13 protein-coding genes are annotated in these 15,699 nt (G+C 46.8%); 9 read left to right on the top strand and 4 right to left on the bottom strand.

What is annotated here, in order from left to right; genetic code table 11:
- The first annotated feature begins 79 nt into the window (after positions 1 to 79).
- From HHL16_RS11340 to tpiA, 6 genes are all read left to right on the top strand, one after another.
- A complete protein-coding gene (locus tag HHL16_RS11340) occupies positions 80 to 1,369 on the top strand; it encodes a prolipoprotein diacylglyceryl transferase family protein (protein ID WP_169425318.1) in 1,290 nt (429 codons plus the stop codon).
- A gap of 823 nt (positions 1,370 to 2,192) precedes the next feature.
- On the top strand, positions 2,193 to 4,682 hold the full coding sequence (locus HHL16_RS11335; protein ID WP_169425317.1) for a TonB-dependent receptor: 2,490 nt from the start codon (positions 2,193 to 2,195) through the stop codon (positions 4,680 to 4,682).
- A 339-nt stretch (positions 4,683 to 5,021) separates the two neighbouring features.
- Complete coding sequence (locus HHL16_RS11330) at positions 5,022 to 5,513, top strand: YajQ family cyclic di-GMP-binding protein (RefSeq protein ID WP_169425316.1); 492 nt, start codon at positions 5,022 to 5,024, stop codon at positions 5,511 to 5,513.
- A 414-nt stretch (positions 5,514 to 5,927) separates the two neighbouring features.
- Positions 5,928 to 6,179 (top strand): type B 50S ribosomal protein L31, encoded by a 252-nt coding sequence (locus tag HHL16_RS11325; protein ID WP_130540053.1) that lies wholly within the window; start codon positions 5,928 to 5,930, stop codon positions 6,177 to 6,179.
- A gap of 143 nt (positions 6,180 to 6,322) precedes the next feature.
- Positions 6,323 to 7,378 (top strand): putative sugar nucleotidyl transferase, encoded by a 1,056-nt coding sequence (locus tag HHL16_RS11320; protein ID WP_169425315.1) that lies wholly within the window; start codon positions 6,323 to 6,325, stop codon positions 7,376 to 7,378.
- A 35-nt stretch (positions 7,379 to 7,413) separates the two neighbouring features.
- The gene (gene tpiA / locus HHL16_RS11315; RefSeq protein ID WP_169425314.1) at positions 7,414 to 8,175 is read left to right on the top strand and encodes a triose-phosphate isomerase; all 762 of its coding nucleotides are present in this window, start codon (positions 7,414 to 7,416) and stop codon (positions 8,173 to 8,175) included.
- On the opposite strand, the gene HHL16_RS11310 is transcribed toward tpiA, so the two are convergent.
- Positions 8,172 to 9,302 carry a glycosyltransferase gene (locus HHL16_RS11310; RefSeq protein ID WP_169425313.1) on the bottom strand — a complete coding sequence of 377 codons (1,131 nt, stop codon included), beginning with the start codon at positions 9,300 to 9,302 and terminating at the stop codon, positions 8,172 to 8,174. The genes tpiA and HHL16_RS11310 overlap by 4 nt on opposite strands.
- 65 nt (positions 9,303 to 9,367) lie before the next feature.
- On the opposite strand from HHL16_RS11310, the gene HHL16_RS11305 reads away from it, so the two are divergent.
- Entirely contained in the window at positions 9,368 to 10,813 is a 1,446-nt protein-coding gene (locus tag HHL16_RS11305; RefSeq protein ID WP_169425312.1) for an oligosaccharide flippase family protein, read from the top strand.
- 54 nt (positions 10,814 to 10,867) lie between these two features.
- On the opposite strand, the gene HHL16_RS11300 is transcribed toward HHL16_RS11305, so the two are convergent.
- Together HHL16_RS11300 and HHL16_RS11295 are read right to left on the bottom strand one after the other, a co-directional pair.
- Positions 10,868 to 11,125 (bottom strand): acyl-CoA-binding protein, encoded by a 258-nt coding sequence (locus HHL16_RS11300; RefSeq protein WP_206022385.1) that lies wholly within the window; start codon positions 11,123 to 11,125, stop codon positions 10,868 to 10,870.
- A 48-nt stretch (positions 11,126 to 11,173) separates the two neighbouring features.
- Positions 11,174 to 12,175 carry a DUF2279 domain-containing protein gene (locus HHL16_RS11295; protein ID WP_169425311.1) on the bottom strand — a complete coding sequence of 334 codons (1,002 nt, stop codon included), beginning with the start codon at positions 12,173 to 12,175 and terminating at the stop codon, positions 11,174 to 11,176.
- Positions 12,176 to 12,273: 98 nt separating this feature from the next.
- Between HHL16_RS11295 and HHL16_RS11290 the strand changes: the two genes are divergently transcribed.
- On the top strand, positions 12,274 to 13,998 hold the full coding sequence (locus tag HHL16_RS11290) for a phospho-sugar mutase (protein ID WP_169425310.1): 1,725 nt from the start codon (positions 12,274 to 12,276) through the stop codon (positions 13,996 to 13,998).
- Positions 13,999 to 14,019: 21 nt separating this feature from the next.
- Entirely contained in the window at positions 14,020 to 14,580 is a 561-nt protein-coding gene (locus tag HHL16_RS11285; RefSeq protein WP_169425309.1) for an OmpH family outer membrane protein, read from the top strand.
- A 67-nt stretch (positions 14,581 to 14,647) separates the two neighbouring features.
- Here HHL16_RS11285 and HHL16_RS11280 read toward each other — a convergent pair whose 3' ends face one another.
- Positions 14,648 to 15,628: an AraC family transcriptional regulator gene (locus tag HHL16_RS11280; protein ID WP_169425308.1), complete on the bottom strand. Its 981-nt coding sequence runs from the start codon at positions 15,626 to 15,628 to the stop codon at positions 14,648 to 14,650.
- Positions 15,629 to 15,699 lie beyond the last annotated feature (71 nt).

Below are 15,699 nucleotides of genomic sequence, written 5' to 3'. Positions count from 1 at the left end.
TCTCATTCATGAGAGGGTTTTTTTTCTTATCATTGCACACTGAACTCATCAAACCCTATAATTCAACACTTCATATTGCATGTATCCTAACCTTTACTATGCCTTTAGAGATCTCTTCGGTCTGGAGCTTCCCGGCCTGAGATTCGTGAATTCATTCGGCTTCTTTGTTGCACTGTCGTTTTTGGCGGGGGCCTGGGTGCTTACGCGCGAACTGAAACGGAAGGAGAGGGCAGGATTGTTATCCGGCAAAGAAGTGAAGATTATGGTAGGGCAGCCTGCCAGCATCACCGAAATGCTGCTCAACTTCATTCTCGGCTTTATTCTCGGGTATAAGATCATTGGATTATTCCTTGCCGATAAAGAACACAGTGCAGATCCGCAGGCGTTCATTTTCTCTGGAGCAGGTAACCTGCCGATGGGCATCATTCTCGGTTTGCTGATGGCCGGACTGAAATGGTGGGAAAAGCAAAAGCAAAAACTTCCCAAGCCCGAAGAACGTGTGATCCGCATCTGGCCACACGACAGAGTAGGAGACATCATTATCTATTCAGCGCTCTTTGGTTTTCTCGGGGCCAAAGTTTTCCATAACCTCGAAAACTGGAACGAGTTTGTAAAGAGTCCCATCGAAGCACTGCTTTCTTTCAGCGGGTTGACCTTCTATGGAGGCTTGATCTGTGCAGCGCTCGCACTTTATTTCTACGCCAGAAAACATAAGATCAATTTCAAACACCTCGCAGATGCTGCAGCACCGGCACTTTTGCTGGCTTACGCATTAGGCCGTGTTGGTTGTCAGGTTGCTGGTGATGGCGACTGGGGCATACTCAACAGCGCTTATGTAACCGGACCAGACAGCAAGGCTGTACTGGCCGATACCACAACCTTCAACCAGGCACTGGAGAGCAATAAGAATTTCTATCTCAAAACATTCAATGTAACCAGTCTGGACGAAGTGCATCACACGAGTGTGAAAGCTCCATCGTGGCTTCCCGACTGGATGGTGGCCTATACCTATCCGCACAACGTAATCAATGAGGGTACGCCCATTCCCGGTTGTGTGGACGATCAATATTGCAGCCATCTTCCCATACCGGTATTTCCAACTCCGTTCTACGAAACAGTTGTCTGCCTGATCTTCTTCTTCATACTCTGGGCATTCAGAAAAAGATTATCGGTACCCGGCAGCATGTTTGCCGTTTATCTGATCGTAAATGGCATCGAACGTTTCCTCGTTGAGAAGATCCGTGTGAATACCAAATATGATATCGGAGGATTCCATCCAACGCAGGCCGAGCTGATCTCTACGGGATTGGTACTCGCCGGTCTCGCATTGTATTTCTTTGTAAACAGAAAGAAGAAGCAGGATGCTTAAATAATTGAGTATTGTCTTAGATCGATAAAGACACATTAAGTAAAGGATGTCTCAATGTATGAGGCATCCTTTATTATTTCAGGGCTGTGTGGTTGATGCGGCCGGTCCGGGTCGGGATATGACAACACCGGCGTGAAATGTGCCAGGCAGAGTGGAATCTCCGATCGGCTTAGGGAAATAGGATAGGGCAGTGGTTCAATGCTATACTTTCGTGCAACACATTGCAATGCCGGGTTATCATATTCCGTCCCGTCCCAGCTGCTGTAGGGCAAGTGCTAAGGCTATCAGGCCATTCTGGGGTATGCTTTATCATCTATTCCAATAGCCAATAGTCAGACGCAAACATGCTTCATAGAAACTCCTGCCTGCGCAGCGAGCCCCCATATTCCCCCTCCTTAGGATGAATGGAAATATCCATACAGTGAGTCTACTCAGGTGCACCTTCAGCGATTACCGGCAAACTGTTATCCTGCGGTAGGGTCTTAAAATCTGTTATTGCACAGTCCTGGTTCAGCACTATAGTCACATGCTACTTCCCAATGTTCCCAAAAAAATCTACTCTGTCCGGCAGATTTTTCCGCCCGCCCGCGGGATAACAGGTTGCCAACCAATCATCCACCCCAAAAGCCTGCACTCAAATTTTTCCTTCCAACTGTAACCTTACACAATCCTCCCACGTCAAACCACTGTTCCCTATTATTTCCGGTCATCCAAATTATCAACCGTTCACATACATAATACTGTACTATGCTAAACCAAGTACCTACTTTTGAACTGTAATAATTAAAACAAAGTATTTAACTATATAGAAACTTCAACCGCCATGAGAAATTTACACGTATTCATCCTTTTCCTTTTTACCCTTGGATCCGCCAGCTTTACTCAGGCTCAGTCCGGTAAAGTTTCGGGCAAAGTGCTCGATAACAGGCAGGCTCCTTTAGCTGCCGCTACCGTTTCTGTTCTGAAACAAACCGACTCAAGTTCCGTAGCCATGCTGGCCACCGACCAGTACGGCCGCTTTCAAATAACCGGATTACCAGCCGGAACCTTCTTTGTTCAGATCTCAGCAACCGGGCATCTCTCTACCTACTCTAAAAATTTCGATATCAGCTCCAATAGTACTGACATTGAGCTTCCTGTATTTACTCTCACTGCTGCCACCAAAGAGCTCGGCAGTGTAACCGTTGTTGCTTCCAGGCCAGCAGTGGAGCAGAAGATAGACCGTACCGTAGTGAACGTAGACGCCACCATCAGCAATATCGGAACCAATGCTTTGGAAGTACTGGAGAAAGTGCCTGGTGTTCAGGTAGATAAAGACGGAAATATCAGCCTCAAAGGCAAGCAGGGTGTGATGGTGCTGCTCGATGGCCGCCCTACCTATCTCAGCGCTGCCGATCTTGCCAACATGCTTCGCGGCATGCAAAGTTCTCAGCTCGATCAGGTAGAAGTAATGACCAATCCTCCCGCCAAATACGACGCAGCCGGCAATTCCGGCATCATCAATATCAAGACCAAGAAAAACAAAGCCCGCGGCTTCAATGGCTCCGTAAACGTGGGAGCCGGCCAGGGCAAATACTTCAGAACATGGGAAAGTATAGCCTTGAATTACAGAAACAAAAAGTTCAACCTTTTTGCAAACTATGGGTTCGATAACACCCATAACTTCCAGCAGCTGGATATCCACCGTTCTTTTTACAACAAAGACCGCAGCGCAGTAACCAACATCTTCGATCAGGTTTCTTATCAGAAGAGAACCTACGTAAACCATAACCTGAAACTGGGAATGGATTACTCTATCAGCAAATCAACCACAGTTGGCATAGTGCTTACCGGTTTTCTGAACAAAGAACTGTCGCTCGGAAACAATTACAGCGAAATGAAATCGCCTAAAGGAACGGTGGATTCTACACTGGTTGCTCTTTCGGATTCCAAAGAAAACTGGAAGAACGGAGCCATCAACCTCAATTTCCGCCATCAGTTCGATACTACCGGCCGTGAACTGACCATCGATCTCGATTACATTCGCTACAAAGCTGCCAACGATCAGGATTTCGACAATATCACCAGCTTTCCTAACGGAGATCCTAACGCTGAAGAACTGCTGAAAGGCGATATGCCTGCCAGCATCGATATCAGATCTGCGAAGCTGGATTATGTTCATCCTATTACAAAAGATACCCGCGTAGAAGCAGGTTGGAAAACCAGCTTCGTGGAAAACGACAGCAAGGCCAACTATTTCCTCGGATTCAGAAACAGCCATGCTATCGACTATACTGTCGATTACGGTAAAACGAACTACTTCAACTATCGTGAGAACATCAATGCTGCATATGTGAACTTCAATCATAAGTTCAGCGACAAATGGAGTGTTCAATCGGGACTTCGTTTTGAAAACACCAACTACAAAGGCCATCAGTTCGGCAATGCAAGAAAAGCCGACTCATCTTTTAACAACTCATACAACAGTCTTTTCCCTACTGTGTACGTTAGCTATACACCCAGCGAAAAGCATCAGTTTGGTGCGAACTTCGGCAGAAGAATTGAAAGACCAGCTTATCAGGATATGAATCCTTTTCTCTTCTACATCGATAAATTCACATACGGCAGAGGTAACCCGTTCCTTCGTCCGCAATACGCTACCACCTTTGAATTGAACCATATTTACAAAAGCATGCTCACCACCTCGCTGCAGTACAGCGAATCGAAGAACGATATGAACGAAGCATTCGATCAGGGTAAGGTAGAGAATGGTGAAGATCCGCTCGCAACCATTGTGAAGAAAGGCAACTACGGAAAGCGTCAGAACTTTGTAGCCAGCATGAACCTTCAATGGCAGATTACAAAATGGTACAGCACCAATATGTATGCAAGCTATGGTTACACAAAGATATCCGGACTGATCGCAGCCACTGGCGAAACGCTCAACATGGAAGCCAACAACTTTTTCGTAAAACTGAACAACCAGTTCCGTTTCGATCAGGGTTGGGGTGCGGAACTCAGCGGATGGTATTCCGGTCCTCAGCTCGAAGGTCAGATCAGACTTCGCGAAATGGCACGTGTAGATGCAGCAGTTAGCAAGCAGGTACTGAAAGGAAAAGGAAGCATCAAATTATCTGTGCGGGATCTCTTCTTTACTCAGCTGGCAAAAGGAGATATGGACTTCAAAAGCACCTATGCTTCATTCAAGAATACCCGCGATACCCGTATCTGGAGCATCAACTTCAACTATCGTTTCGGAAAGGCAGCCGGCAACGGAAGTCAGCGCAGACGCAGTGCCAGTGAAGAACAGAGCAGGGTTCGTTCAGGAGAATAAAGTGAGTTTTGTTTTAATTAATAGTTTGAAAAAACACGGGCGTCTCATTCCTGAGACGCTCTTTTTGTTGCTTTTGAGCTATTGTGAAAGCCCGGCTCAGCAACCATAATCCGGCCTTTATAATAATTTTAACAGTAAACTTCGAAACTTTTTTGCCTTTCAGTAGTCATATATATGTGTAACGCGCGCAAGCGTTGTACATCTTACAAACAGTCATTCAAGTTTTTCTCATAAGCAGTTAGTTTTGGTTAACGTCCCCCATTTCCATGGGGGACTTCTCTTTTATTACCCTTTTGTTACTAATAACGGCTTCCCTTAGATTTGCACAAATTTGTTGTTATGCCTTCATTCGACATCGTTAGTAAAGTAGATGCCCAGGCATTGGACAATGCCGTAAATGTTGTGACCAAAGAGATCACCAACCGATTCGACTTCAAAAATGCGCATGTGGTGATTGATCTCGATAAAAAAGAGTACAAGATCAAGCTGGAAGCGGATGATGATATGAAGCTCCGCCAGATCGCAGATGTGCTCATCAGCAGGGCACACAAGCAGGGTATTGCTCCGCAGGCTTTCGATTTTTCTAAAGATCCTTATCAGAGCGGAAAATACACCAAGCAGGATGTTTCAGTGAAAAACGGACTGAAGCAGGAAGATGCCAAGAAGATTGTAAAACTGATCAAAGACTCCGGACTGAAAGTACAGGCTGCCATTCACGACGATATGGTGCGTGTAACAGGTAAAAAAATCGACGACCTTCAGGAGGTGATTGCCCTCTGCCGCAATGCAGAACTCGACCTCGCCCTTCAGTACGAAAATATGCGTAGCTAGTACGTTTTGTGCATATCCAGGTGCATAAAAGGTGCATTTCAAAATTTGGATTGCCCGTACTCAATAACGTAACTTTAGTATACAAAATCGCCAGAAATCTGTAAAAAGAAAAGAAGGTGGTTAACGGAAAGCATTGGTTCAGAAAATATGTAAGCTCACGCAAGCATATGAATGATCCGATGCTTTTCTCTTTTATGCCCAGTAAACAGAAATTGGCAATCTTTCAAGAAAAATTGCCGTTTTATGCCCTCCAGGGTTGATGTTAGTCAATTTTTAGTATATTGTTGTCCGGAAATTGGAAGAGTAACGAAATAAATTTAATTTGGCAGAGCGCCGGCCGAGGATTAATTTTGCGGCTTTGCAAATAATTAAATTGTACGGCAAAATCCGTACAACCTTTTAAATCAGAAAGTTATGAAAAAGGAGCTCCACCCCGGTTCTTACCGGTTTGTTATTTTCAAGGATATGTCTAATGGCGTAACCTTCCTCAGCCGTTCTACTGCACCAAGCAAAGAAACCCTGAAATGGGAAGATGGCAATGAATACCCGCTGATCAAGCTTGAGATCTCTTCTACTTCTCACCCGTTCTTTACTGGTCAGAATGTACTGGTAGATACTGCAGGTAGAATCGATAAGTTCAAGAAGCGTTACGAAAAGAAAAAATAAAATCTTAATTTCAAGATAACATTTTTGTTTTTCATGGCTATACTTTCCCTTTCCTGTTCTCAGGAAGGGGATTTTTTTTGTCCCACCATCTTTGCTCACTACATTTGGCCTCCCAATATTGGACTTCACCTGATTCCTTCTTCATGCAACCGGTTTATCTCAATGATGCCGAAATCCGGAACCAGCTTTTTCCCTTCGCACAGATCCGTCATGTTGCGGATATGCGTGTAGGTATTCTCACCATCCGCGAAAAATGGGAAGCCCTGCTGGGCACTGCCGTTCAACTGATCAGTGATACCAGTGCATTGCCCGAAGGTGCGCAGGTGTTTGCCGCCAATATTCTCCCTTCACGCGCGTTTGTTGCATCGCTGCGCAGCTCGCCGGATAATCCGGATTGGAGCACGGTTAAAGTAGTTCAATACCCCTGGCATATCTTTCAGCTGAACGACTGGGCAATCCGCGAAGACTTCGAATACCTTCGTTCAAGACCAGGTGCCGGTTCAATTCCTGTCGGGGGTACAGCTGTTCATCTCATCAATCCCGATCAGATTTTTATTGAACCCGGCGCTAAGTTGCAGCACTGCATCCTCAATGCCACTGAAGGACCGATCTATATCGGCCGCGATGCGCACGTAATGGAAGGATGCCTCATCCGCGGCCCTTTTGCCCTCTGCGAAAATGCCACCATGAAGATGGGCTCTAAAGTGTACGGAGCTACCACCATCGGACCCAGGTGCGTTATGGGAGGGGAGATCAAGAACAGCGTTGTGTTTGGCAACTCCAACAAAGCGCATGATGGTTACCTCGGAGATGCCGTTCTCGGAGAATGGTGCAATCTCGGAGCAGGCACTTCCAACTCCAACATGAAGAACAATGCTTCCGATGTTCGCGTATGGCATCCTTCATCCGACACACATCTTGCCGCAGGCATGAAATGCGGGCTGCTGATGGGAGATTACAGCCGTGCTGCCATCAACACTTCTTTTTATACCGGCACTGTTGTCGGCATCTGCGTGAATGTTTTTGGAGACGGCATTCCTCCCAAATTCATACCCAGCTTCACCTGGGGCACACGCGGACTCAGCAAGTACGAATTCGAAAAAGCATTGTCCGATATACAGGCCTGGAAGAAATTGAAACATCAGTCACTCACCGATGATGAAATAAACCGATTGCGGTCAATTTTTGAATTATCATAGTCTGGATACATCATATCTAAAAAATATAATAGAACATGCGGAAAAAAATAGCTGCAGCTAACTGGAAAATGAATTGCACCCTTCAGCAGGGAGAACAACTGCTGGATGGCATCCTCGGAGCCAATATCGAACTGAAAGCCCATCAGCAGGCAATCTTTGCCGTTCCCTTCCCATACCTCACTATGGCCACTGCCAAACTCAATGGCCGTAAGGGTTACAGCATTGCTGCTCAAAACGTGTACAACAAAAAATCCGGCGCCTATACCGGTGAAGTCTCTGCAGAAATGCTGCAATCGATCCAGGTACCTTACTGTCTGGTTGGACATAGCGAACGCCGCGAATATTTCAGCGAAAGCAACCAGATGCTGGCAGAAAAGATCGATCTGCTGCTCGCAAACGGCATCACACCCATCTTCTGCTGTGGCGAGCCACTGAGCATCCGCGAAGCAGGTACACAGAACAGCTTTGTTGCAAAACAACTCGAAGAGTCGCTGTTTCATTTGTCTGCCGAAGTGGTGGCAACTATCGTGATCGCATACGAACCAATCTGGGCCATCGGTACTGGCAAAACTGCAACAGCTGATCAGGCTCAGGAGATCCATGCATACCTGCGCAGTGTACTGGCCGGTAAATACGGACAGGCAGTAGCGGATCAGATCCCCGTACTCTATGGTGGAAGTGTGAAAGGCAGCAATGCAAAGGAACTCTTCTCCTGCCCGGATGTAGATGGTGGTCTCGTTGGTGGCGCTTCACTCAATGCTGAGGAATTCGCAACTATCATCAGCAGTCTTCCTTAATGAAATACATCAGCATGCTGTGCGCGTATGTTCTTCAGCGTTAGTAACCGCGAAACTTCGAGCGCTGCCTGCTTCAGTACATCATATTCAACTGAATTGTCCCGGATCCGAATCAGAAGGTCCGGGATTTCTTTTATATCCGCATACCTGAATACACTCTTGCTGAACATAGGCTCCAGCAAAAGCCCTTCGGGCACAATGGCCGGTCTGGCAAATCTTATCATGTCTCCGATATTGCCCGATGATTTGGTGAGGCCATATTGCTCTGTTACATCATCCGCCATAACAGTGATGATGCGGGTAGGAGAGAAGATAAAATGCGTTTGCTCCATCACTCTGTCGAACTCAGGCTGATCCACCGTTTCCGTATCGTACCAGAACAGATTGTTATGCACCGATGCGTATTCCTTCACCTGTTGCAGAATGCCCGCCCCATACTGTTCTGAGAAGCCTCCCAGCAATGTTATTCTTACCGCAATCTGTTTTGCATGGCAATATTCCAGCAATGCAAAAACTGCGTTATAATCCCTTCTTCGTTCATCGATAGTACCCGGGACTGTGATATTGATGTACGGTTGCGTAGATGGAGGATTTACATACCGGCCTTCATCGAAAAATGCACCCGGAATGGTTCGTACAGTTTTCCCTTCAGGAAGTTTTGCACGAAGCGGCGCTTCCATGGTACTGTTGAGTACCGTAAACTCATCGATGTGTTTGAGAAGGATCTTTTTTCCGGTATTGCGGATATACCTGCGCAAAGTTCCGTTTGAAGGATATTCGAAGTAGTTGTTGATATCGTGAATGGTGAGCAGTATCCGTACATCGGGAAGCATTTTCGCCAGCCACGCATACAGTATAAAATTGTCGCTCAGGGTTTCGAGCCAAAGCAGTTCGATCTTTTCTGCCTTCACCTTTTTGTAGATAGTGTAAATGAACGATCGCTTCGATTGATTGTCTTCTTTTACGATCCATTGAAATCCCGACAGATCCAGCGCCGGCATTGCCTGCAGCTGCTTGTACGAAGCGGCATAAGTAAACACTGAAACCCTGTGCTGTGGCTGATCGAAAAGGCGCAGCAGGGTATGGGCCACTTCAAAATGATCCATCTCGAATATTCCAATGCGCATATCAACAAAAATAATCATTTCGGCAAAAGAGACTACATTTAAGTGCTTTTGGTATGTTTGTGCCTATGAGTATCCGCAAAAATCTGGTGTATAACTTTATACTGACGCTCAGCCAGGTTTTGCTTCCGTTAGTATCCATCCCGTATGTGTCGCGGATACTCTCTCCCGAAGGCATCGGAAAAGTGAGCTTTATAGACAGCTTCACGTATTATTTCATCTTCATCGCTGAATTCGGCATCATCATCTACGGCATCCGCGAAGTAGCCAAACTGCGCGAAAACAAAGATGCGAGAGATAAGCTGGTGTCTGAACTGCTCACGCTGCATGTGCTCACTTCGTCTGTTGCCATTATCGTTTACGGCATTTCGGTAGCCATTCTCTGGCAAAAGTTCGGTGATATCCGGCTTTTGTTTTTCTCTCTCAGTTATCTGCTCGTGAACAGCTTTGCATGCGAATGGTATTTCATGGGCATGGAGAAATTCCGCTACATCACCATGCGGTCGCTGATTACAAGGGTGCTGGCATTGGCTTCTTTGTTCCTGCTGGTGAAAGCACCGGATGATTATTACCTCTACTACGCCATCATGGTAGTGGCTGCCATTGTGAATCTCGTATGGAACAATATCAATCTTTTCAGAGAAGTGAAGATAAGTTTCGGTGAACCCGGATGGAAGAAGCACCTGAGGCACACCGTTGTTACCAATGCCATCAACCTGGCATTTGGCATTACGCTGCTGCTGGATAATGTGCTGCTTCGTTTGGTAAGCAGCGCTGCAGCCGTTGGGCTCTATGCTTTCTCCGTGAAGATATTGCGCACCACCACTTTGCTGCTCACCGATTCTTTGCAGGTGTTCTTTCCGCGCATTGTAGCATTGAAACGTTCGGGCAACGAAACCGGCATGCAACAGGTGATGCAGAAGAACCTGCAACTGCTCATTTTCTTTGCAGTGCCGATGTGTGTTGGGCTGGGACTGCTCGCCGGTCCGCTTGTAAGATTGTTTCTCGGTCCACAGTTCGATGTGGCAGTTCGGAATGTGCAGATCTTATGTGTATTTCCTCTGCTGAAATCCATGAGTCTGTTTTGCTGCAATCAGGTATTGATCGCGCAACATAAAGAGCGGCAGGCACTGGTGAGCCTGCTTATCGGAAACGGATTGTTCATTCCCATTGCATTGCTGCTTGGCTGGCATTGGCAGGATGCCGGAGCAGCCATCGCGCTGCTGATTGCAGAATTGATTGTACTCATCATCTCTTACAACTACGCTTCGAAACTCATACCAGTACTTCAACTGTTCGATTTCAAAGGATGGATGCAGGCCTCTTTCACCAGCCTGCTGTTTGTGCCGGTGGTGTTGGTATTGCAATATCTCCATGCCAGTGATACACTGATGGTGCTCGCAGGTGTTCCGCTCTGTATGGCCATTTATTTTGGCGTGCAATTGCTGCTGCTTAAAAACTCCTTTGCCATCGATCTCAGGCAGTGGGCATGGAGCAGGGTTGCAGGCAAATAAAAAAAATAAGCGCCCTTTCCGGAGCGCTCATCATTCAATGTTTTTTGTTCAGATCTAATTCTTCAATTTCTCAATCAGTTCTACGTATTCTTCCATGGCAGTTTCTCTGGTTTTGCCTTTAAGGGCTGCCCAGGATTCGAACTTTGCTTTGGATACAAAGTCGAATGGGTTGGAAGGAGGGTCCACGTTGATGTCCCCTTCGGTGGCCTGCTTATAATAAGAATACAATTGCAGAAGCGTGTCGTTGCTGGGACGGTCAGACAGGTTCTTGCTATCTGCAACAGCTTGCTCGAAGCGGGATTTCAAATCCATAATATTGTTGATTTGTTGCGAATGTAAGCAATTGTTACAAATACAATTTCACCAATAAAACAGATGTCCCCTGATTTTTCCATTGCTGCCCAGCTCCAATGTGGGAGCGGGTATCTTGATGCTGTTTGCAGCAAAGAGTATCGTTTTCAGCCACTTCTTTTTGGTTCGGATGCGGGTGAGGTCCAAGTCTGCCGATAAATAAAAATGGCGGGTGCGTTCGATCTCCGGATGGCCGAATGTTCTTCCGCTCTTATCCTTCCAGAAATTCTCTTCGCCGCCAAGCATGCCGCGGGCACCGTATCCCACAGCAACATTGAGCCAGAGTGGAAGTTTGCTTTCCTGTGCAAAGGACCGCAGGTTAACGCTGAGCCAATAGGTTTGGGAATTGTAATCTTTCAACATGCGCTCCTGCAGTGATTTTCCAAACAACTGATTGCGCCTGTTCTTCAGTTCCTGCGTAGGGTAATCGTATGGATTGTAGCTGAGTTTGAATTGAATGCGTTGTGTATTCCAGTGCAGCTCCTGCGCAACAAAAGTGGCGGCGCCCAAGGAATTGGCGGCCATATCGCCCCAGCTGAATCCCCATTCGGAGGAATAGCCGTCCTGAATTTCAATCACACTCTGATAGGCCATGGCGCTGAGCCCACCCAGCCAGGCACTTTTGCGGCGGTTGAGGCCCGACCAGTTCCACAACTCGGTGCTCAGGCGGCTCATCTGGTAAGCCGTCCAGGCATGGCCGGCTTTGTCCATCTGCAACCACTCCTTATTGTCGTTGAAAAAGTGAAAATTGGTTTTGGGATAATCTTTGTACCATACCTGGTTCAGGGTAATGAAGGAGCCTACCCACAGAGCGGCTTGGGTGCCTGCAATCAGGTATACTTTTGCGGGTTTATAAGGATACCGGCCTGCATCAGGGTTTACGATCTTCGGGGTGTCTACCTGGGGCATAACCTGTTCCGGTGGCCTTGCCGCCATCTGACCCGATACCCTGATATTTGCTGCCAATAGTACCATCAGGAGAAGGGTTGTTCTCCAGGATTTAGGGTTCATGTAACAAAAATACGTTTTAGGGCACGGATTGTCAATCCATAAAATTCAATATCTTCAAACCTTGATCCCGCGGGGATCAACTACATTAAACAGCAAGTATGGAAGCAAAGATCAAGGAAAATGTGAATGCCTGGCTGAATGGAAATTTTGATCAGGACACGAAAAATGAAATAAGCAGATTAGAGAAAGAAAATCCCAACGAACTCGCAGACGCTTTTTACCGTAACCTCGAATTCGGAACCGGAGGATTGCGCGGAATCATGGGCGTTGGTACCAACCGCATGAACAAATACACTGTGGGCATGAGCACACAGGGGTATGCCAACTATCTCAAACAAACTTATCCCGGCGGCGAGATCCGAGTTGCCATTGCACACGATCCACGCAATAACAGCCGCTACTTCGCAGAGATCACCGCCAATGTAATGGCTGCCAATGGCATCAAAGTATTTCTCTTCGAAGCACTGAGACCAACACCCGAACTGAGTTTCACCATCCGTAAACTGGGTTGCCAGGGCGGTGTTGTGTGCACAGCCAGCCACAACCCAAAAGAATACAACGGTTACAAAGCATATTGGAATGATGGTGGACAACTGGTGCCGCCACACGATAAGAACGTTATCAAAGAAGTGGATAAGATCAGTTCTGTTGACGACGTAAAATGGAGCGGCGGCGAAGCCAATATCCAAATCATCGGAAAGGAAATGGACGAAGCCTATATCAGCATGGTAAAAGGCCTCAGTGTGTATCCCGAAGTGATCGCAAAGCAAAAAGATCTGAAGATAGTTTATACACCGATCCACGGAAGTGGCATCATGCTTGTACCACAGGTGCTGCAGGCCTTCGGCTTCACCAATGTGCACATTGTGGAAGAGCAGGCGAAACCCGACGGCAATTTCCCAACTGTGGTGTATCCTAACCCCGAAGAGGCAGAAGCCATGAGCATCGGTCTTAAAAAAGCACAGGAGCTCGATGCAGACATTCTGCTGGGAACCGATCCCGATGCAGACCGCGTAGGCATCGCCATCAAAGACAGCAGCGGCAACTGGGTGCTGATGAACGGAAACCAAACAGCCGTACTCGCATTCAATTACATGCTCGAAGCACGCAGGGCAAAAGGAGTAGCGCAACCAAACGACATGGTGGTGAAAACCATCGTAACCACCGATATGATCGATCATATTGCAGCACACTACAACGTTAACTGCTACAATGTGCTCACCGGTTTCAAATGGATTGCCGAACTGATCAAAGAGAAAGAAGGAAAAGAAAACTATATCATTGGAGGAGAAGAAAGCTATGGTCTGATGATCGGGCCGCAACTCCGCGACAAAGATGCCGTATCTGCAGTAGCCCTGCTCTGCGAAATGGCAGCATACGAAAAAGAAAAAGGACGCACGCTCTACGAGAAACTGATCGATCTCTACGTGCAGTTCGGATACTATCAGGAGCATCTGATCTCCATCACCAAAAAAGGCATGAACGGCCAGCAGGAGATCGCTGCCATGATGGAAAGATACAGAACCAATCCACCCGCATCACTGCACAATATCGCCGTAGTGCAGTTGCTCGATTACCAATTGAAACGCGGCCGAAACCTGCAAACAGGCGAAGAGTGGGACATCAAACTCCCGGCCTCCAACGTATTGCAATTTATCCTTGAAGATGGAAGCAAAATTTCCGCCCGCCCCTCTGGCACTGAACCGAAGATAAAATTCTATTTCAGTGTAAACACGAAACTGAATAGCGCAGCCGGCTTCCCTGAAGCACAGGCTGAACTGAAAAACAGGATCGACGGGATCATTCAAGGACTGTCTTTATAAATTTCAAAAAAACAAACAACAATGAAGCGATTATTCTCTTGCTTACTCGTGACCATGGCATTGGTGATGGTGGGACAACATTCACAGGCTCAGGCCAAGATTGGCTACATCAGTCTCAATGAGCTGATCGTTGCCATGCCAGAATACAAAAAAGCCGGAACAGATCTGGCTGATCATCAGAAAGCGCTGCAACAGCAGGCAGCTGACTATCAGGTGGAGTTTCAACGCAAAGACAGCCTCTTCGCTGCCGATTCTACCAAATGGTCTTCAGCGATGAAAGAAATCAAAAGAAAAGAACTGAACGACTTATATGTTAAGATCGTAAACTTCAATCAGCAGGCACAACAAAGCATGCAGGAAAAAGAACAGCAACTGCTGGCTCCCATTCAGCAGAAAGCTGTAAGCACTGCACAGGCAGTGGCTAAAGAAAACGGCTATGCCTACATCCTCAGCAAAGAGCAGCTGATCTCTTTCCCTTCGGGAGATGATATACTGCCGCTGGTTGCCAAAAAACTTGGATTGAATCTGAATGCGGCTCCGGCAGCTCCCCCTGCAGGTGGAGGTGTGAAGCCAAAGCAGTAACCGATAACTGATTATGCAAAAGGGTGTTCAGAAAAATCTTCTGAACACCCTTTTGCATTGTGTCGAATTATTTTCTCAACACTCCCGGCGTTATGCCATATTTCTTTTTGAATGCTCTGCTGAAGTGCTGGGGATTGGCGTATCCGCAGTCTGCTGCTATTTCTGCAATGGACTTATGCGTGTTTTGTATCAGTGTTTTCGCTTCTTCGAGTTTCACGGTATTCAGATAACCGAACACAGTATCGTTGAATAATTCTTTGAAACCATTCTTCAGTTTGTATTCGTTGGTGTAACAAAGGCGGGCCAGTTGCTGAAGGGTAGGAGGAGCATCTTTCATTTGCAGCAATAACTCACGCGCTGCATAGATCTTGTCTTTGTCTCCCGGTTGTTTCAATACAGAATATACCGGTGCTGTATCATTCAGCTGATTCCATTGCAGCAGCAGCAACTCCAGCACCTTCGTCTCGAAATGCAGATTGCGCAGTGGGCCAATGTATTGCTGTTGCCACAATGATGCAATGAGACAGCTCATGGCTGGCGTGATCTTTTTTGCAGTTTGATGTTTCACAAAAGGTTTATTGGCGAGGATGTTATCAGTGATGCCATCCAGTGCAGCTGAATGTGGTAACATCAACTCCATGAATCTATGCTTCGCAATATTGACGGTGAAATTGCAGTGAACACCTGCACCGTAAAACCGGTTCTGCTCCCAATGCCCCTGATTGTACATGATGTTGTGATAGCCCTGCGCAAAAGGAACTTCTTCTTTCATAAAACTGTTGCGCTGTACGATGTTTCCCTGCATCACAAAATTCATTTCTACTACAGGCAGATTGTTCCAGTGTTTTACGCCGGCATGCGTAGCAAGACCTGCGCCGAAGCTGAGGCTTCCTTCGGAAATATGGATATCCCCTCGTTTCAGCAAACGCAGTTGTCCGTTTACCTCGCGGGTTTTGATATCGAAGTGCACTGGTTTGTCTGTTTCCGTTAACCAGTCGAATCCGGGAAATTCCGGAAGAGAGGAAGCGGGCTGTTGATTGTTCTGCATCACGGTAATTTTGCGATGAATCCTTTTCAGGTAATTTCTTATCCCTGTTATGCCATCTGAACGCTGAAGAC

This window comes from Pseudoflavitalea sp. G-6-1-2 (genome assembly GCF_012927185.1).
Taxonomy (GTDB): domain Bacteria; phylum Bacteroidota; class Bacteroidia; order Chitinophagales; family Chitinophagaceae; genus Pseudobacter.
This window is presented reverse-complemented; position numbering and strand designations above follow the sequence as displayed.

Coding starts and splice junctions, on each gene's coding strand:
- HHL16_RS11340 (WP_169425318.1), top strand. CDS start 80: ATGTATCCTAACCTTTACTATGCCTTTAGAGATCTCTTCGGTCTGGAG.
- HHL16_RS11335 (WP_169425317.1), top strand. CDS start 2,193: ATGAGAAATTTACACGTATTCATCCTTTTCCTTTTTACCCTTGGATCC.
- HHL16_RS11330 (WP_169425316.1), top strand. CDS start 5,022: ATGCCTTCATTCGACATCGTTAGTAAAGTAGATGCCCAGGCATTGGAC.
- HHL16_RS11325 (WP_130540053.1), top strand. CDS start 5,928: ATGAAAAAGGAGCTCCACCCCGGTTCTTACCGGTTTGTTATTTTCAAG.
- HHL16_RS11320 (WP_169425315.1), top strand. CDS start 6,323: ATGCAACCGGTTTATCTCAATGATGCCGAAATCCGGAACCAGCTTTTT.
- tpiA (WP_169425314.1), top strand. CDS start 7,414: ATGCGGAAAAAAATAGCTGCAGCTAACTGGAAAATGAATTGCACCCTT.
- HHL16_RS11310 (WP_169425313.1), bottom strand. CDS start 9,302: ATGCGCATTGGAATATTCGAGATGGATCATTTTGAAGTGGCCCATACC.
- HHL16_RS11305 (WP_169425312.1), top strand. CDS start 9,368: ATGAGTATCCGCAAAAATCTGGTGTATAACTTTATACTGACGCTCAGC.
- HHL16_RS11300 (WP_206022385.1), bottom strand. CDS start 11,125: ATGGATTTGAAATCCCGCTTCGAGCAAGCTGTTGCAGATAGCAAGAAC.
- HHL16_RS11295 (WP_169425311.1), bottom strand. CDS start 12,175: ATGAACCCTAAATCCTGGAGAACAACCCTTCTCCTGATGGTACTATTG.
- HHL16_RS11290 (WP_169425310.1), top strand. CDS start 12,274: ATGGAAGCAAAGATCAAGGAAAATGTGAATGCCTGGCTGAATGGAAAT.
- HHL16_RS11285 (WP_169425309.1), top strand. CDS start 14,020: ATGAAGCGATTATTCTCTTGCTTACTCGTGACCATGGCATTGGTGATG.
- HHL16_RS11280 (WP_169425308.1), bottom strand. CDS start 15,628: ATGCAGAACAATCAACAGCCCGCTTCCTCTCTTCCGGAATTTCCCGGA.